This is a genomic window from Shewanella sp. 10N.286.52.E4, from assembly GCF_041468785.1.
In the GTDB taxonomy this organism is placed as follows: Bacteria; Pseudomonadota; Gammaproteobacteria; order Enterobacterales; family Shewanellaceae; genus Shewanella; species Shewanella electrodiphila.
In genome coordinates this window covers 1-13,553 of the sequence record NZ_JBFRJJ010000008.1, presented here as the reverse complement: position 1 = coordinate 13,553, position 13,553 = coordinate 1, and the positions used below count along the sequence as shown (strand labels likewise).

The 13,553-nt window shown below is 41.6% G+C and carries 13 protein-coding genes; 9 read left to right on the top strand and 4 right to left on the bottom strand.

All coding sequences use genetic code 11. The features are described from left to right. The coding region (locus AB4153_RS04670) for a hypothetical protein (RefSeq protein ID WP_371996518.1) at positions 1-182 on the top strand (182 nt) is incomplete at its 5' end. Positions 183-577: 395 nt separating this feature from the next. After that, on the top strand, positions 578-1,225 hold the full coding sequence (locus AB4153_RS04665; RefSeq protein ID WP_303445573.1) for a hypothetical protein: 648 nt from the start codon (positions 578-580) through the stop codon (positions 1,223-1,225). 114 nt (positions 1,226-1,339) lie between these two features. Here the strand turns inward: AB4153_RS04665 and AB4153_RS04660 are convergent, their stop codons facing one another. From AB4153_RS04660 to lolB, 4 genes are all read right to left on the bottom strand, one after another. Continuing rightward, a complete protein-coding gene (locus AB4153_RS04660) occupies positions 1,340-2,344 on the bottom strand; it encodes an FAD:protein FMN transferase (protein WP_371996517.1) in 1,005 nt (334 codons plus the stop codon). Between the two features lie 205 nt (positions 2,345-2,549). After that, positions 2,550-3,497: a ribose-phosphate pyrophosphokinase gene (locus AB4153_RS04655; RefSeq protein WP_102528060.1), complete on the bottom strand. Its 948-nt coding sequence runs from the start codon at positions 3,495-3,497 to the stop codon at positions 2,550-2,552. A 104-nt stretch (positions 3,498-3,601) separates the two neighbouring features. Next, positions 3,602-4,486: a 4-(cytidine 5'-diphospho)-2-C-methyl-D-erythritol kinase gene (gene ispE, locus AB4153_RS04650; protein WP_303518379.1), complete on the bottom strand. Its 885-nt coding sequence runs from the start codon at positions 4,484-4,486 to the stop codon at positions 3,602-3,604. A 105-nt stretch (positions 4,487-4,591) separates the two neighbouring features. Beyond that, positions 4,592-5,221, bottom strand: coding sequence for a lipoprotein insertase outer membrane protein LolB (gene lolB, locus AB4153_RS04645; RefSeq protein ID WP_241906410.1), 630 nt, complete (start codon positions 5,219-5,221; stop codon positions 4,592-4,594). A 317-nt stretch (positions 5,222-5,538) separates the two neighbouring features. Between lolB and hemA the strand changes: the two genes are divergently transcribed. From hemA to kdsA, 7 genes are all read left to right on the top strand, one after another. Continuing rightward, positions 5,539-6,789 (top strand): glutamyl-tRNA reductase, encoded by a 1,251-nt coding sequence (gene hemA, locus AB4153_RS04640; protein WP_229368126.1) that lies wholly within the window; start codon positions 5,539-5,541, stop codon positions 6,787-6,789. A gap of 14 nt (positions 6,790-6,803) precedes the next feature. Then, on the top strand, positions 6,804-7,889 hold the full coding sequence (prfA, locus tag AB4153_RS04635; RefSeq protein WP_102528056.1) for a peptide chain release factor 1: 1,086 nt from the start codon (positions 6,804-6,806) through the stop codon (positions 7,887-7,889). An 86-nt stretch (positions 7,890-7,975) separates the two neighbouring features. Beyond that, on the top strand, positions 7,976-8,830 hold the full coding sequence (prmC, locus tag AB4153_RS04630; RefSeq protein ID WP_248954418.1) for a peptide chain release factor N(5)-glutamine methyltransferase: 855 nt from the start codon (positions 7,976-7,978) through the stop codon (positions 8,828-8,830). A gap of 146 nt (positions 8,831-8,976) precedes the next feature. Continuing rightward, the gene (locus AB4153_RS04625; RefSeq protein WP_102528054.1) at positions 8,977-9,372 is read left to right on the top strand and encodes a SirB2 family protein; all 396 of its coding nucleotides are present in this window, start codon (positions 8,977-8,979) and stop codon (positions 9,370-9,372) included. 9 nt (positions 9,373-9,381) lie between these two features. Then, complete coding sequence (locus tag AB4153_RS04620) at positions 9,382-10,170, top strand: SirB1 family protein (RefSeq protein WP_229368122.1); 789 nt, start codon at positions 9,382-9,384, stop codon at positions 10,168-10,170. A gap of 315 nt (positions 10,171-10,485) precedes the next feature. Next, positions 10,486-11,739 carry a DUF819 domain-containing protein gene (locus tag AB4153_RS04615; protein ID WP_102528052.1) on the top strand — a complete coding sequence of 418 codons (1,254 nt, stop codon included), beginning with the start codon at positions 10,486-10,488 and terminating at the stop codon, positions 11,737-11,739. Between the two features lie 60 nt (positions 11,740-11,799). Beyond that, entirely contained in the window at positions 11,800-12,648 is an 849-nt protein-coding gene (gene kdsA / locus AB4153_RS04610; RefSeq protein WP_102528051.1) for a 3-deoxy-8-phosphooctulonate synthase, read from the top strand. The last annotated feature ends 905 nt before the right edge of the window (positions 12,649-13,553 follow it).

Here is a 13,553-nt window from a genome sequence, read left to right as displayed (position 1 = left end):
ACGTCCTGTCAGGCTTACGCCATTTTCTTCAACACATTTCAGCAATTTCAATGGGGAACATCAAGCCTGCAACTTCGGTTGTAGTTCCAAATTTTTTTGAAGTTAATTTTATTTGTTTTTTAATGCTTTTGATCTCCTTTGAATATTCAATTCGAATTGAGGTAAGTAAGAAAATCGCGTGAGTCCAGACAGGGATGTCTGGCTAGCTTTCGAGGGGAAGGGACGCCCCATCGGAAGCGTTAGCGATTTTTGCAGCTTAGTGAGGCAGGTTCAAAATATAGGCTAAAGCTGGATGATTCTCCGTTGGAAATTTTGCTTTTTAAATTTCGCCGGAGCGGCGAGGGTGATGCAAGAGGGAGTTGCCGTCCACTCCCTTTTGCTCTGGTGTGGGCGAAGCGCCACGATGTTGAACTTAACCCAAACGAAGTTTGGAAATTAAGCAATCAAATATGGATACTCGTTTATTTAATATAACTTTGATAGAGTGCTTATTAATCAATAGCTTTGCTTTAGTAAGCTATAAATGTTTAGTTCAATAAATGTGTACAATACAAATGTTAGTAATACAAGGAAGTGTATGAAGTTAATCGACTATTCTCAATATTCAATTGATGAGCTATTAGACGTAAAAAGGAGCATTGACCCTAATAGTGAAAATTTTGAGTCTTTGCTGAATGAGTTATCTAGCAGAAAGGAAGAAGTTGCAGCTCATCAAGTTAAAGCAAAACAGAAAGAGCTTAATATTGCTGAAAATAGAGTGCTAATCATTGGCTACCTTCAAGTGATAGCTGCACTTGCAATTACAATAACCTATTTTTTGTCAGTATTTGATGGTACTGCATCCCTATTAAGTACTATGGTTACGGTAGTCTTAGTCGTTCTAAATATTGTGGCTGGTATAACTGCAATCAGAGAAAAGTATAAGTACTATTGGCTTTCAATTCTCAATCAAGCTCTACAAATTCCCAATATTGCAATTGGAACCATTTCTGCTAAATACTCAGGCCTTGGCGGAGCATATGTTTCAATCCATTTAGCACCTCAGGTTTCCCTTGGTGTTGATGCATCATTCAGTCCAGGCTTCGCTCTTTATCAATATACAGCCTCAATGCAATCACAATTCATATCTATAGATATACTGGCAATTATCTTTCTAGGTGCATTGATAACCGTCAGTGAAGGCAAAAGTACTGCTGACACACATGAGCCTCCTGCCGCACAGTAGCCGAGGCTAACTGATTTGACCGCTGCAGCATTCAAATTCAAATCAAGTAAGATTTGTCCCTACAAATAAGTAGGGGCAGAAAAACTAAGCAAATGCCATTAATCCACCACTTATCTAATCCTGTTGTAGTCCCTCTGATACATGTAACGTCTGTTGATTATCAATAATAATCGCTTCGTATTCTGGTAGTTGGTTAATCAGCGCCATGCCTTCTTGTAAGCCTTTTACAAACACGGCTGTTGATAGGGCATCAACGTAAGTTGAGTTTTTACCAATGATGGATACGCTGACCACTTTTCTGGCTGAGTCGCCGGTTTTAGGATTAATGATGTGATGGTAGCGCACGCCATCTTCGATGAAGTAGCGCTCGTAATCACCTGATGTTGAAATTGACTCGTTAGCCAGTGGTAATTGCACCGCTGTTTTTTCAGCGGCTCTAGGGTGCTTAATACCGACAAACCATGGGCGGCCGCGTCTGTCACCGAGCAGTCCAGTATCACCACCTGCGCTGACTAAGGCATGCTTAATACCTGCAGCTTGTAAAATGGCTAAGCATTGCTTAACGGCATGTCCTTTAGCTATTCCGCCTAAATCAATCCGTACATCTTGGTTTTTAAAACGAACACTAGATTGTGATTTGTCTAAGGTTACTGCGCGGTAATCTATAGCTTCGAGGGCTTGGTTTATCTCGGGTTTCGCTGGCTTTTGTCCTTGGCGGTAATCGTATTGATAACCAATTGAGGCGTAAGTGATATCAAATGTGCCGTTTGTCAGCTCAGCAATCTTGTGTGAATCAAGCAGCAAATCAAACAGTTCTTGATTAATCACAACGGCCTCTTTCCCTGCCAGTTGGTTGATTTTGCTTAATTCGCTGTCTGCTTTATAAGGACTCATTAATCGGTCGATGCGATGCATTTCTTGTTCGACGGCGATGATGAGGTTATCTGCAGTTTGTTGTTGAGTTAAATCTGTATTCTTATCTGCTTCTGAAAGCCAAAATTCAACATGAGCTTGGGTCCCCATGACTTCAAAGCTCTTTTGATGCCACTGCGCAGTGACTTGAGTGGATAAGATTAGGCCAACAAAACACAGTGAGATTAATGAGAAAGGCTTAAACATGGGTAATGACTTATTGTTGAATTATTTTTATAGCCAATAGGGTACTGAGTTATGGGTTATTAATCTAGATTGATTTATGCCAAATAACAGCCAATAAAAAACGCACTCGATTGAGTGCGTTTTTTTGATGTCGGCGCTAAGTCGAAGACCTAACTCAAAGCTCTAAGTCAGAGACCTTAAATCAGCGACTAATTCAAATAAATGATTAGTGACGGAACATCGCTGAGATAGACTCTTCGTTGCTTACACGACGAATCGCTTCGGCAAGTACTGCTGACATTGTCAGTTGAGTCACTTTCTCTACTTTTAACATTTCAGGGCTTAATGGCACAGTGTCAGTAACGATGACTTCATCAATCACTGATTCTGCGATGTTAGCCGCTGCATTGCCTGAGAACACTGGGTGAGTTGCGTAAGCAAAAACACGGTTTGCGCCATGTTCTTTTAATGCTTCAGCAGCTTTACAAAGTGTGCCGCCAGTATCGATCATGTCATCTACGATGATACAGTCGCGACCTTGTACGTCACCAATGATATGCATTACCTGAGCAACGTTCGCTTGTGGGCGACGCTTATCGATAATTGCTAAGTCAGAATCATCAAGTAGTTTAGCTACAGCGCGAGCACGTACTACACCACCAATGTCTGGAGAAACCACAACTGGGTTATCAAGTTCTTTACCTAACATGTCTTCTAGCAGTACTGGGCTACCGAACACGTTATCAACTGGCACATCAAAGAAACCTTGAATTTGCTCAGCGTGTAAATCACAAGTTAGTACGCGGTCAACACCAACACTTGAAAGGAAGTCAGCAACAACTTTCGCAGTAATTGGCACACGAGCACTACGTACACGACGGTCTTGACGAGCATAACCGAAGTAAGGAATAACGGCAGTGATACGGCCTGCAGATGCACGACGTAAAGCGTCAACCATGACGATAAGTTCCATCAGGTTGTCGTTAGTCGGCGCACAAGTAGACTGGATGATGAATACATCAGCACCACGTACGTTTTCATTGATTTGAACACTGATTTCACCGTCGCTGAAACGGCCTACTACTGCATCGCCAAGTTTGCAAAATAAACGGTCGGCTATTTTTTTGGCTAGTTTAGGGGTAGCGTTACCAGCAAAGAGCTTGATATCGGGCACTTTATGAACCTCAGGTGTTGGCTTTAATGTTAGTGGCTAAAAATGTAGATAAAGTACTGTGAACTGAACAGTTGGTTTTACCGTATTACACCTTTAGAAATATTTTAGCTTTGGCTTAATCGAGTCAATAAAGGTGACTGATTCAAGCCTTTAGCAACAAAACCATGCATAGTTGTTGGCAGTTTTGCCAGTGCATCTAATGCGGTTTGCTGCTGTTCGAACTCACCGAAGACGCATGCGCCAGTTCCGGTCATTCTTGACGGCGCATATTCTACCAGCCAGCTTAATGCATTGGCAACTTGAGGGTGCTTTTCTGCGACCAACTTCTGACAATCATTTGTCCAATTCTTATGCATTAATGTATCTATTGCTAATTTAGGCGTGTTACGAGGAAGCAATGGATCTTGGAAAATTGCCTGAGTCGATACATGTACATCTGGCACGATAACTAAATAGTATAGCTCTTGTGGTTCAACGTTGATGAGTCGTTCACCGACACCTTCGGCAAAAGCAGAAAAACCATTAATAAAAACAGGGACATCCGCACCAAGTTTGAGGCCGATTTCAGCCAAGGTTTGTTGCGGTAAATTCAATTTCCACAGCCGATTTAAGGCAATTAATGTGGTTGCTGCGTCAGAAGAACCGCCACCTAATCCCCCCCCCATAGGTAAATTTTTACGTAACCAAATTTCTGCGCCGCCTTGATAATTGCAATATTCTTGTAATGATTTTGCGGCCTTTAGAATTAAGTTATCTTTTTCTGCGACAACTTTAGATAATTCTGAATGTAAGGTTAATGTTTTATTTTCTGTGGGCAAAAAGTCCAGGTAATCACATTGGTCAATAAACTGAAATAACGTCTGTAGCTCATGATATCCATCACTGCGCTGGGCTGTAATGTGCAAAAACAAGTTTAACTTTGCTGGTGCTGGCCAGTTTGCTGAAATAGAGGCTGAAGTTTCATGAGTATTCAATGTCGCGGTGGTCATATAACGCTTCTTTATTAAAGGGCTTATTAGGTAACTTTATTAGCTTAACGGATTTAACTGAACTGATTTAACTTAACTTAACTAATTTATCGTAGTGACGGTAAATTAACGGTTTTCAAGCATTGGGGCTAAAGCTTGCCATTGATTAATTTGGATCTTGATTTGTACATCAGCTCGATTAATCTGTAACAGTCTTGGCACATTAGCGCCGCTTTGCTGCTGATAACTCATAAACTTGACTTGCCAATCTCCACTGATGTCTTTACTGGTAAAGGCTTTAATGCTGCCATCAGGGTGATATGCTTCAATTTGGTCGTCACTGGTGACTTGACCTGTAATCCAAAGTGGCAATTTATTCAATGGGATCTGCATGCCGCTAACACGTGAGATTAGCTGCTGTGGATCTCTGTCTGTATAGGTTTTGCCTTGTACATCGATACTGGCGAGGCCTTGTTTTGAGCTTAGCGACAGTACCGTTGTGCCAATCACAGTAGTGAGTGTTAACTCATCATGAGGCTGATTAAAGCTATGGTCATGAAACCAGAATAGATTAGTACTGAATTTGTCGGCGTCAGAACGAAAAGCAAGCTTACCTTGTAACTCCCAAGCTTTAGTTTCACTAGCTTGGTTAACATCAATATTGGTGAGTTTATGGGGAGGCTTAACCGAACAAGCGGTAAGAAAAAGACAACAAACTAACATCATGCGTTGCAGGGAAAATGTTAAATATCGCAAAAGAATTCGCTACCTATATATAGTGATGCTTTATTCTACTGACCTAAAGCACGATTGTAAAAATCCATTTAGATATTTGGGTTTTTATTAACCTATAGAAGTAAATATAGTAAGAAAGCTTTGCTTGTTAGGCGTTTATAGGCATCATAATGTTTAATAGAATTGGTCAACTTTCCTATATTTTTGTTAACAAGATAGAATAATTAGAAAAAATATAGACAATTATTCGGTTTTGTTAAGCCAATTGTGTTTTTAGTTTTATCAATTAAGTAGAATAGCCTAATTAATGATCCCGCGAAGAACTTAAAACGAGTCAAATGAGCCTAGTAGCAATCGGAATAAATCATAAAACCGCCACAGTCGACCTTCGCGAGAAAGTCGCTTTTTCACCAGATAAAATTCATGACGCCATGAAGAGTCTGGCGAGCCGCACTAGTTCTGGCGAAGCCGTTATCGTGTCGACCTGTAATCGCACCGAACTCTATTGTAATAATGGCTCTAAAGCAGACATTATTGAGTGGCTTGAGGATTATCATGACTTAACTCACGAAGAGTTGTTGCCATGTATCTATAGCTATGAAAATCAAGAGTGCGTTAAGCATTTGATGCGCGTATCTTCGGGTCTTGATTCATTAGTGCTAGGTGAACCGCAAATTTTAGGGCAAGTGAAGCAAGCCTTCGTTAAAGCCAAAGAAGCGGGTACTACGGCAGTAACGATTGATCGCCTATTTCAAAATACTTTCTCTGTCGCCAAAAAAGTTCGCACCGAAACTGAAATCGGCGCCGCTGCTGTTTCAGTCGCATTTGCAGCTGTTAGCATGGCGAAACATATTTTCTCCTCACTGAGTACCACCAATGTGTTGCTAATTGGTGCGGGTGAAACCATTGAACTGGTTGCTAAGCATTTAAAAGACAATGACGTCGCCGGTATTGTGGTTGCTAACCGAACGGTTGAGCGTGCACAAGCCATGTGTGAAGAGTTCAATGCCACAGCAATTACCTTACAAGAAATACCAGACTATCTACCTAAAGCCGATATCGTGATATCCTCTACCGCCAGTCCATTACCGATATTAGGTAAAGGTATGGTTGAAAAGGCGCTGAAACAACGTCGTCATCAACCTATGTTATTAGTTGATATTGCCGTTCCACGAGATATTGAAGCAGAAGTTGGCGAATTAGACGATGCTTTCCTTTATACTGTGGACGATTTGCACAGCATCATTGAACAGAACATGGCTTCGCGTAAAGAAGCCGCCGAGCAGGCAGAGATAATTGCCGATGAACAAGCCCATGTATTTATGGAGTGGGTGAGATCGTTAGAGTCTGTAGATAGTATTCGAGAATACCGTAGCCAAAGTTTGGCAATTAAAGACGAATTAGTAGAACGCGCCTTGAACAAATTGACTCAAGGTGGTGACAATGAGCAAGTGATTTTAGAGTTAGCTAATCGCCTCACAAATCGCTTAATCCATGCACCGACACAAGCGTTAACGTCTGCTAGTCGTCAAGGGGACTTGAATACCTTAGGCCAATTACGCGTCACGCTTGGTTTAGATAAAAATTAAGGTAACAGAGTTAAATGAAAGAGTCGGTTATTCGCAAGCTGGAAGGCTTGCTTGAACGTAATGAAGAAGTGTTAGCATTACTAAGTGATGCGAGTGTAATTGCGGATCAAGACCGCTTTCGTGCCTTATCAAAAGAATTTTCTCAATTAGAAGACATCGTTAAAAGCTTCACTTCATTTCAAGAGGCTCAAGGTAACCTTGAGTCTGCAAACGAAATGTTAGCTGAAGATGACGCTGAAATGCGCGAAATGGCGCAAGAAGAAATCAAAGAAGCAAAGTCTGAAATTGCCCGTCTTGAAGACGAATTGCAAATTTTGCTCCTACCTAAAGATCCTAATGACGATCGTAACGCCTTTATTGAAATCCGCGCAGGTGCGGGTGGTGATGAAGCGGCAATTTTTGCTGGTGACTTATTCCGTATGTATTCACGTTACTGTGAATCAAACAAGTGGCAGCTTGAAATCATGAACGCTAACGAAGGCGAACATGGTGGCTTTAAAGAATTGATCGTTCAAGTTTCTGGTGAAGGTGTTTACGGTAAGCTTAAGTTTGAATCTGGCGGACATCGTGTTCAACGTGTACCAGAAACAGAATCACAAGGCCGTGTACATACTTCTGCTGTTACTGTGGTTGTATTGCCAGAAGTACCAGAAGCGGAACAAATTTCGATTAACCCAGCTGACTTAAAAGTCGATACTTTCCGCGCATCAGGTGCGGGTGGTCAGCACGTCAACAAAACCGATTCAGCAATCCGTATTACTCACGTACCATCAGGTATTGTGGTGGAATGTCAGGATCAACGTTCGCAACATAAAAACCGTGCACAAGCAATGAGTGTGCTTTCGGCACGTTTGCAAGCGGTTGAAGATGAAAAGCGTCGTAGTGAAGAAGAATCAACTCGTCGTAACTTGGTTGCCAGTGGCGATCGCTCTGAGCGTATTCGTACTTATAACTTCCCACAGGGTCGTATGAGTGAGCATCGTATCAACTTAACCTTATATCGCTTAAATGAAATCATGGAAGGCGACTTAAACGTTATCATTGAGCCATTGATGCAAGAAGAACAAGCCGATTTGCTTGCAGCATTAGCTGACGATTAATTTCAAAGACTTATTTTAATAGCAAGTTTTAATAGCTAGTTTCAATAGCTAGCTTCAATAGTTATTAAAATGACTAAGGAACGACGTTGCCACAATCTTCTTTTTCTACCATTGCGGAATCTTTGCAGTGGGCGTATAGCCAATTAGTCGACTCATCCGAGTCGGCTAACATCGATGCAGAAGCCTTGCTTCTGCATTGTCTTAATAAACCCCGTAGTTACCTTTATACTTGGCCTGAAAAAGTGCTTACAGCCGATCAGTTTCATGCTTATAAAGCCATGATTGAAAAGCGTAACCAGGGAACACCTGTTGCTCATATTATTGGTGAACGTGAGTTTTGGTCGCTGCCATTTATTGTTAATGCTACTACGCTTATTCCGCGTCCTGATACGGAAATTTTAGTGGAAACTGCTCTAAATTTGCCTTTGGAGAAAGATGCTAAAGTATTGGATTTAGGCACAGGAACAGGGGCAATTGCACTTTCGCTGGCGTCAGAACGACCACAATGGCATATGACTGCAATCGATAAAGTCGACGATGCGGTTGAACTGGCTAAAGCCAATCGTGAAAACCTCAATTTGCCCCAGGTAAACATCTTGCAATCAGATTGGTTTAGCGCAGTTGCCCATCAAGATTTTAATTTGATTGTTTCTAATCCGCCTTATATTGACGAAACCGATGTTCACCTTGATTTAGGTGACGTACGTTTTGAGCCATCAAGTGCGTTAACTGCAGCTGAACAAGGCTATGCCGATTTATTCCATATTGCCGAGCATGCAACAGCCTATCTATCTGAAGGCGGTTATTTATTACTAGAGCATGGTTTTGAGCAAGCGTTAGTGGTCAGAAAAAAGTTAATTGATCTTGGCTATGACAATGTGGCGACAGTGCGAGATTTTGGTAGTAATGACCGCTGCACATTAGGGCAATGGCAAGGTTAATTAAGCTTTTGAACCTAAGGTCATCTTTAATAAAGTCGATGGCTGACTAGGCTATAAAAAGGCGGTTTTGCCTAACGTTGCTATCCGGTTGCTTGATGAAGTAAACTAGCGTCCATTTTATCTGTAGCTCAAAGAGAAAAACAATAATGGAAACCTTTTACAGTCTATACCCTGCTGTTAAGCACACCCACTTAACCTTCATTTTATTAAGTGTGGTATTCTTTATTACTCGCTTTGTCCTGCATATGCGCCAATCTCCAGTGATGGACAAGAAGTTCATCAAAGTTGCACCGCATGTAATTGATACCTTCTTATTATTGTCAGGACTGACATTGTGCTTCATGATCAAGCAGTATCCTTTTGTGGATGCGTGGATGACAGAGAAGTTTCTTGCAGTACTTGCTTACATCGGTCTAGGTGTAATGGCATTAAAAGGTGACCGCAATAAATTCTTTAAAATCTTTGCCTTTTTAGGCGCTATTGGATGGCTCGTATTAGCTGCCAGGCTGGCTCATTTTAAACAAGTTGTATTAATGGGTTAATAGAGTTTCATGGCTAAACATCAAATGAATGATGCAGTGAAGATCCCCGACACTGCATTCGAAATTACGCAGCATTTAGGTTTTTCTCAAGAGAAAAAAGCATTATGGGCTTGGTATGAAATTGCCGGTTCAGTAATGAGCTTACATGTTGAAGATCCGCAACAACGTTTTGAAGGTTTACTGCGTTGGTTTTATACCGACTTAGGCTTTTGTGCGCGTGAAGATTACTTCAGTGTTGAAGCTGCCGATTTAGGCAGTTGTATTATGAGCCGTCAAGGCAATAGTACAACACTGGCAACGGTCATGATCTTATTGGCTAAGCAGCTTGATATCACCTTAGATGCAGTGCTGCTTCCCGGTCAAACAGTGGTCCGTTCAAGAATTAATGACAATATCGTGTATATCGATCCGTTAACGGGTCTTGAGCTAAGTCGTCACCAATTGCATCTGTTAGTGCGCGGTGAACTTGGTAATTCGGCAATGCTAAAGCCAAAGTACCTTAAAACGGCGTCGCTTAAGCGATTAATCACCCGCATGCTGCATGAGCTAAAAGCAGGCTGTATTGTCACTCATCAATTTGAGCAGGCAATGGAGTGCTGTAACTTACTCCTGCAATGGCATCCTGATGACGTTAATTTAAATCGCGAACGTGCTTTTATTGCTCAGCAATTGGGGTGTATTAAAGTGGCGATTTCTGATTTACAGCACTTTATTGATAGCAGTCCACACGATCCCGTGACTGAAATCGTTAAAATGCAATTAAAAGAACTCAGCGACCAACCGCAAACTTACCATTAGATTTTGTTTGGTAAAGTGTGAATTCAGGCTCATTTATTGAGCCTGAATTTTTTATAATAACCACCCAGAAAATCAATAACGATTCATCAATAAAACCTAAGTAGAAAGACCTAAGCAGTAAAACTTAAGCAGTAAAACTTAAGCAGTAGAACTGAGTTAGTAACGTTAAGTTAGTAACGTTAAACCATAAAAAATAGCTGTTAAAATTAACCGTTATGAGTTGATAAGCTAAAAAATAATAAACAAAAATAAGTGCTAAAAAGCACAACAATAAAAATAATTCACTATGAAATGCATTTGCAAGGGAGATTGTTCATGACTGCCACTCCGATGGTCACTAATGATGCTACGGCATTGGGCTTATTAGCCGTTATTCTAGGCTTCGTTTTCTACACCAGTTCTTCTTCACATCCATTTTGGCAAAAGTTTTATAAGTTCATTCCAGCCTTATTATTGTGTTACTTCTTACCATCGTTATTAAATACTTTTGGGATTGTCGACGGCGATACTTCAAAACTGTATTACGTTGCCTCACGCTACTTATTACCCGCTTGTTTAGTGCTGCTGATTTTAAGTGTCGATTTAAAAGCGATTTTAAGTCTTGGCCCCAAAGCGATTGTGATGTTTTTAACTGGCACCGTGGGCATTGTGATTGGCGGCCCCATTGCCTTACTGATTATTTCAGCGATTAACCCAGATGTATTGGGTGGTAATGGCCCTGATGCGGTATGGCGCGGCATGACAACCCTTGCTGGCAGTTGGATTGGCGGCGGCGCTAACCAAGCATCAATGAAAGAGATTTATGAAGCAGGCGGCAATATCTTCTCTGTGATGGTCACGGTTGATGTGATTGTGGCTAATATCTGGATGGCAGTGTTGTTACTTATGGCATCACGGGCAAAACAGATTGATGCTAAAACAGGGGCGGATACGACTGCACTTGAAGCGCTCAAGGAAAAAGTTGAAAAGTATCACGCTGAACATGCACGTATTCCGTCACTGCGTGATTTAATGTTAATTGTCGCTATTGGCTTTGGTGTCACAGGGTTAGCGCATTTTGCAGCTGACTTTTTAGGGCCATTTTTTGAAACTAACTACCCGTGGACACGAGATTACAGCTTAACCTCTAAGTTCTTCTGGTTAGTGGTACTAGTGACTTCAATTGGTCTTGCGTTATCATTTAGCCCTGTTAAACAGTTAGAAGCGGCCGGCGCATCAAAAGTCGCTTCGGCATTTTTATACATCCTTGTGGCGACCATTGGTTTGCACATGGATGTCTCAAAGCTCGCTGACGAGCAAAACCTTTGGTATTTTGCCATTGGTATGATTTGGATGGTTGTCCACGCCAGCTTTATGCTGATTGTCGCTAAACTGATAAAAGCGCCGCTGTTTTATATGGCGGTTGGCAGCCAAGCTAACGTTGGCGGCGCAGCGTCTGCGCCAGTGGTTGCTGCAGCATTCCACCCTGCATTAGCACCTGTTGGCGTGTTATTAGCGGTATTGGGTTATGCTGTAGGAACTTATATGGCGTGGTTATGTGGACAGTTACTGCAGATTATTGCTGTTTAGCCCCATTTTATGTCGCGTTAAACACTTAACGCGACGAGTATTGATAAAAGAGAACTGACTATGGAACAAAAAATCATTGGTTTGAACGAACTTGAAATTGCAAATGACAAACCGTTTGTTTTATTTGGCGGCATGAACGTGCTTGAGTCTCGTGATTTGGCCATGTCGATTGCAGAGCATTATGTTGAAGTGACACAAAAGCTAGGCATTCCGTATGTATTTAAAGCCTCTTTTGATAAAGCTAACCGTTCATCAGTTAACTCATACCGTGGTCCAGGTATGGAAGAAGGCTTGAAGATTTTTGAAGAAATCAAATCAACCTTTAATGTGCCTATCATTACCGACGTACATGAAATTCATCAGTGCCAACCAGTGGCAGATGTGGTTGATATCATCCAGCTGCCAGCATTTTTGGCCCGCCAAACCGACTTAGTGGTTGCTATGGCGGCAACGGGTTCAATCATTAACGTGAAAAAACCGCAGTTTTTAGCGCCACATGAAATGCGCCATATCATTAAAAAGTTTAATGAAGCGGGTAACGACAACATTATTCTTTGTGAACGTGGTTCAAGCTTTGGTTACAACAACTTAGTTGTTGATATGCTAGGTATGGATGAAATGAAGCAGTCTGGTTACCCAGTCATTTTTGATGCGACTCATGCGCTGCAACGTCCTGGTGGACGTACAGACAGTGCCGGTGGTCGCCGCGCTCAAGCAACCGAACTTGCACGTAGCGGTATGGCATTAGGTCTTGCGGGTTTGTTCATTGAAGCGCATCCAGATCCTGATAACGCGAAATGTGACGGCCCATGTGCATTGCCACTTAATCAGTTAGAAAACTACTTAACGCAGATGAAAGCGGTAGATGATTTGGTGAAATCATTTGAGCCGATTGATACCAGTAAGTAGATAAGAGATTCTTTTAAAAGCCCTGAACTTTATTGTTAAGTTCAGGGCTTTTTTGTGGGGTCAGTTTTAAATTTTATTACTTTAAGTTAATGGCTTTTATTATGAGTAATTGATGATTTATTAGTGTTTTAGTTTGAAATAAGATCAAGGTCGTGGTGCTTCGCCCACACCAGACCAAAAGGGGAAAAGCGCTTGTTCCCCTTTTGGATATCCCCCAGCGCCCCGACGAAAAATGCTGAAAAGCGCATAATTTTCGATGGGGATTGATCCAGCTTTTGACTTCGTTTGTAGACTGCTTCGATCTTATTCGAAAATGCTAACGCTTCCGATGGTGCATCCCTGCACCGCGAAAGCTAGCCTGACATCCTGTCAGGCTCACGCTATTTTCTTCAACGTCCTCAATTCAAATTGAGTCTTTTAAATGTAAGATCTACTAGCTTAGCTCTTTAAATTATCACGAATGCAGTTAAATCGAAGAGATAATAATCCCAGTGTAGATGCAGCAGCGAACTTCCAAAACATGGCGAAGTTTCACAGTGTGAAACGTTCTGAGCGAGAGGCATGGATGCCGAACTGGCCGTTTAACATGGATGTTATTTGTTTTGGCAGAGCTTACATGGACCTTTTGATTTATATAAAGAGTGCAGCGTCTCGCAGCTGTATTTGCACAAAAGGTCGCTCTTTCACATCCATGTGATCACGACATTCCGTTCATCCTGAACATCCCTGCGGCAGGCAATGGGTTAAATTGCAGTCATGGACTACTGAAATTGAGTCAATGAAAAATGAAGTATAAAGTTGGTGCTGGTAACGAGTTTATGCCCCAAAACTTGTCAGTAGCTTTAGTCAGCTAATGATTTCTAGATTTGAATCAAATATAAATCTAAATCAAGGTCGTGGCGCTT

Excerpts from the sequence above, each read along its gene's own strand:
- AB4153_RS04665 (WP_303445573.1), top strand. The coding sequence starts at position 578 with ATGAAGTTAATCGACTATTCTCAATATTCAATTGATGAGCTATTAGAC.
- AB4153_RS04660 (WP_371996517.1), bottom strand. The coding sequence starts at position 2,344 with ATGTTTAAGCCTTTCTCATTAATCTCACTGTGTTTTGTTGGCCTAATC.
- ispE (WP_303518379.1), bottom strand. The coding sequence starts at position 4,486 with ATGACCACCGCGACATTGAATACTCATGAAACTTCAGCCTCTATTTCA.
- hemA (WP_229368126.1), top strand. The coding sequence starts at position 5,539 with ATGAGCCTAGTAGCAATCGGAATAAATCATAAAACCGCCACAGTCGAC.
- prfA (WP_102528056.1), top strand. The coding sequence starts at position 6,804 with ATGAAAGAGTCGGTTATTCGCAAGCTGGAAGGCTTGCTTGAACGTAAT.
- AB4153_RS04625 (WP_102528054.1), top strand. The coding sequence starts at position 8,977 with ATGGAAACCTTTTACAGTCTATACCCTGCTGTTAAGCACACCCACTTA.
- AB4153_RS04620 (WP_229368122.1), top strand. The coding sequence starts at position 9,382 with ATGGCTAAACATCAAATGAATGATGCAGTGAAGATCCCCGACACTGCA.
- AB4153_RS04615 (WP_102528052.1), top strand. The coding sequence starts at position 10,486 with ATGACTGCCACTCCGATGGTCACTAATGATGCTACGGCATTGGGCTTA.
- kdsA (WP_102528051.1), top strand. The coding sequence starts at position 11,800 with ATGGAACAAAAAATCATTGGTTTGAACGAACTTGAAATTGCAAATGAC.